The 3,629-nt window shown below is 72.2% G+C and carries 1 protein-coding gene; it reads left to right on the forward strand.

Going from position 1 to position 3,629, the window contains the following annotated elements; all coding sequences use genetic code 11:
* On the forward strand, window positions 1-3,629 hold a 3,629-nt coding region (locus FJ957_RS32045; protein ID WP_181180788.1), incomplete at both ends, for a hypothetical protein.

Below are 3,629 nucleotides of genomic sequence, written 5' to 3' on the forward strand. Positions count from 1 at the left end.
GGTGCCGGCGGTTCGCTCGGCGGCACGGTCGGTTCTCTCGGGAATGCCGTGAACGGCGCGATCGGAGGAGCCGGTGGCATCGGCGGTTCGGTCGGCGGAACGGTCGGCTCGCTTGGCGGTGCCGCGAACGGCGCGGTGGGCTCGCTGGGTACCGCGCTGAATGGCGCGATCGGCGGTGCCGGCGGTGCCGGCGGTTCGCTCGGCGGCACGGTCGGTTCTCTCGGGAATGCCGTGAACGGCGCGATCGGAGGAGCCGGTGGTGCCGGCGGCACGCTCGGTGGCGCCGTCGGCGCCCTGGGCAATGCCGTCAACGGCGCGGTCGGCGGAGCCGGTGGTGCCGGCGGTACGCTCGGTGGCACCGTTGGTGCCTTGGGTAATGCCCTCAATGGTGCAGTCGGTGGAGCCGGTGGCATCGGCGGTTCGCTCGGCGGCACGGTCGGCTCGCTTGGCGGTGCCGCGAACGGCGCGGTTGGCTCGTTGGCCGGCGCCGTCAACGGCGCGATCGATGGAGCCGGCGGTGCCGGCAGCACGCTCGGTGGTGCTGTTGGCGCCCTGGGTAATGCACTCAATGGAGCAGTCGGTGGTGCCGGTGGTGCCGGCGGTACGCTCGGTGGTGCCGTAGGCGCCCTGGGTAATGCGCTCAATGGATCAGTCGGTGGAGCCGGTGGCATCGGCGGAACGGTCGGCGGCACGGTCGGTTCTCTCGGGAATGCCGTGAACGGCGCGATCGGTGGAACCGGGGGTGCCGGCGGCGCGCTCGGTGGCGCTGTCGGCGCCCTGGGTAGCGCCGTGAACGGTGCAATCGGTGGAGCTGGCGGTGCCGGCGGTACGCTCGGTGGCGCTGTCGGCGCCCTGGGCAATGCCCTCAATGGTGCGGTCGGTGGTGCTGGCGGTGCCGGCGGTACGCTCGGCGGCGCCGTTGGTGCCTTGGGTAATGCGCTCAATGGAGCAGTCGGAGGTGCCGGCGGCATCGGTGGTTCGCTCGGTGGCACGGTTGGCTCATTGGCCAGCGCCGTCAACGGCGCGATCGGTGGAGCCGGCGGTGCAGGCGGCACGCTCGGTGGCGCAGTCGGCGCCCTGGGCAATGCGCTCAACGGAGCAGTCGGTGGTGCTGGCGGTGCCGGTGGTACGCTCGGTGGCGCAGTCGGCTCGCTTGGTGGCGCTGCCAATGGTGCCATCGGCGCCTTGGGTAGCGCCCTGAATGGAGCAGTCGGCGAAGCTGGTGGCATCGGTGGCTCGCTCGGCGGAACGGTCGGCTCGCTTGGTGGCACTGCCAATGGTGCCGTCGGCGCCCTGGGTGGCGCCCTCAATGGAGCAGTCGGTGGTGCCGGTGGCATCGGCGGTTCGCTCGGCGGCACGGTCGGCTCGCTTGGTGGCGCTGCCAACGGCGCGGTTGGCTCGTTGGCCAGCGCCGTCAACGGCACGATCGGTGGAGCTGGCGGTGCCGGTGGTACGCTCGGTGGCGCTGTTGGTGCCCTGGGTAGCGCCGTGAACGGTGCGGTCGGTGGAGCCGGCGGCTCGCTCGGTGGTGCCGTTGGTGCCCTGGGCAATGCCCTCAATGGAGCAGTCGGCGGTGCTGGTGGCATCGGCGGTTCGCTCGGTGGCACGGTCGGCTCGCTTGGCGGTGCCGCGAACGGCGCGGTTGGCTCGCTGGGTACAGCGCTGAATGGTGCGATCGGTGGAGCTGGCGGTGCCGGAGGCGCGCTCGGTGGCGCAGTCGGCGCCTTGGGTAATGCGCTCAATGGAGCAGTCGGCGGTGCCGGTGGCATCGGTGGCTCGCTTGGCGGTGCCGCGAACGGCGCGGTTGGCTCGCTGGGTACCGCGCTGAATGGCGCGATCGGCGGTGCCGGTGGTGCGGGCGGCACGCTCGGTGGTGCCGTTGGCGCCCTGGGCAATGCCCTCAATGGAGCAGTCGGCGGTGCTGGTGGTGCCGGCGGCACGCTCGGTGGCGCCGTCGGCGCCCTGGGTAATGCCCTCAATGGTGCAGTCGGTGGTGCCGGTGGCATCGGCGGTTCGCTCGGTGGCACGGTCGGCTCGCTTGGTGGCGCTGCCAACGGCGCGGTCGGCGCCTTGGGTAGCGCCCTGAATGGAGCAGTCGGAGGTGCCGGTGGCATCGGTGGCTCGCTCGGCGGAACGGTCGGCTCCCTTGGCGGTGCCGCGAACGGCGCGGTTGGCTCGTTAGCCAGCGCCGTCAACGGCGCGGTCGGCGGAGCCGGTGGTGCCGGTGGCATCGGCGGTTCGCTCGGTGGCACGGTCGGCTCGCTTGGCGGTGCCGCGAACGGCGCAGTTGGCTCGTTGGCCAGCGCCGTGAACGGTGCGGTCGGTGGAGCCGGTGGTGCCGGCGGCGCGCTCGGTGGCGCAGTCGGCGCCCTGGGTAACGCGCTCAATGGAGCAGTCGGTGGTGCCGGTGGCATCGGCGGTTCGCTCGGCGGAACGGTCGGCTCGCTTGGTGGTGCCGCGAACGGCGCGGTCGGCTCGCTGGGTACCGCGCTGAATGGCGCGATCGGCGGTGCCGGTGGCATCGGCGGCTCGCTTGGTGGCACGGTCGGCTCGCTTGGTGGCGCTGCCAACGGCGCGGTTGGCTCGTTGGCCAGCGCCGTCAACGGCGCGATCGGTGGTGCCGGTGGTACGCTCGGTGGCGCCGTTGGTGCCTTGGGTAATGCGCTCAATGGAGCAGTCGGCGGTGCTGGTGGCATCGGTGGCTCGCTCGGCGGAACGGTCGGCTCGCTTGGCGGTGCCGCCAACGGCGCGGTTGGCTCGCTGGGTACCGCGCTGAATGGCGCGATCGGCGGTGCCGGTGGTGCCGGCGGCACGCTCGGTGGTGCCGTTGGCTCGTTGGCCAGCGCCGTCAACGGCGCGATCGGTGGAGCTGGCGGTGCCGGTGGTACGCTCGGTGGTGCCGTTGGTGCCCTGGGCAATGCCCTCAATGGAGCAGTCGGTGGGGCCGGCGGCATCGGTGGCTCGCTTGGTGGCGCTGCCAACGGCGCGGTTGGCTCGTTGGCCAGCGCCGTCAACGGTGCGATCGGTGGAGCTGGCGGTGCCGGTGGTACGCTCGGTGGCACCGTTGGCGCCCTGGGTAATGCGCTCAATGGAGCAGTCGGCGGTGCCGGTGGCATCGGTGACTCGCTCGGCGGAACGGTCGGCTCACTCGGGAACGCCGTGAATGGCGCGATCGGCGGAGCCGGTGGTGCCGGCGGTACGCTCGGTGGTGCTGTCGGCGCCCTGGGTAATGCGCTCAATGGAGCAGTCGGTGGTGCCGGTGGCATCGGCGGTTCGCTCGGCGGCACGGTCGGCTCGCTTGGTGGCGCTGCCAATGGTGCCGTCGGCGCCCTGGGTGGCGCCCTGAATGGAGCAGTCGGTGGTGCTGGCGGTGCCGGCGGTTCGCTCGGTGGCACGGTCGGCTCGCTTGGTGGCGCTGCCAATGGTGCCGTCGGCGCCTTGGGTAGCGCCCTGAATGGAGCAGTCGGCGATGCTGGTGGCATCGGTGGCTCGCTCGGCGGAACGGTCGGCTCACTCGGGAACGCCGTGAACGGCGCGATCGGCGGAGCCGGTGGTGCCGGCGGTTCGCTCGGCGGCACGGTCGGTTCTCTCGGGAATGCCGTGAACGGCGCGATCGGAGGAGCCGGTGG

The organism is Mesorhizobium sp. B2-4-6 (genome assembly GCF_006442775.1).
Taxonomy (GTDB): domain Bacteria; phylum Pseudomonadota; class Alphaproteobacteria; order Rhizobiales; family Rhizobiaceae; genus Mesorhizobium.